The following is a 450-nucleotide window of genomic DNA, read 5'->3' as shown; positions in this document are numbered from 1 at the left end:
GACCATCGGATTGCGTCCCCGGGAACGCCGATGCCCCCCAGCCCCGCCCGGACACCGAGATCCGCAGCGCACGACTGTGATCGTTGCGGTCAAAGACCGCTCAGGGCAGTGATCGGCTGCCGGGTCGGCCTCGGCGATACCGAGGGGCCGGGCGGAGGCCCCTGACATCGTGGGGAATTACCTGATCGCCGACAGGAGCTGCGGCGCCTGGCCCGCGAGCATGGCAGCGGACAGGCTCAGCAGGAGGTCGCTCTGGAGGTAATCCGGGACGCTCCACATGCGGCACTGTCCAGGACAAGCTGCCGTTGAACGTCCGCGAGTGGACGTGCGGCTGCGGTGCTAGGCATGACCGCGATGTGAACGCGGCATGCAACATTTTGGCCGCTGGACTGGCGGTTACAGCCTGTGGAGCGGGTGTAAGACCTCAACGGGAGTCCTCCCGGACGGGGC

1 pseudogene is annotated in these 450 nt (G+C 67.6%); it reads left to right on the top strand.

Annotation, left to right across the window (positions count from 1 at the left end):
* Positions 1-284: 284 nt before the first annotated feature.
* Positions 285-450: pseudogene (locus AC1DUE_RS20340) on the top strand (zinc ribbon domain-containing protein); the annotation flags it as partial.

The sequence above is a fragment of the Cellulomonas sp. P4_A2 genome, assembly GCF_056402515.1.
The sequence above is the reverse complement of the archived record's forward strand: the minus strand, read 5'-3'. Positions and strand labels throughout refer to the sequence as shown.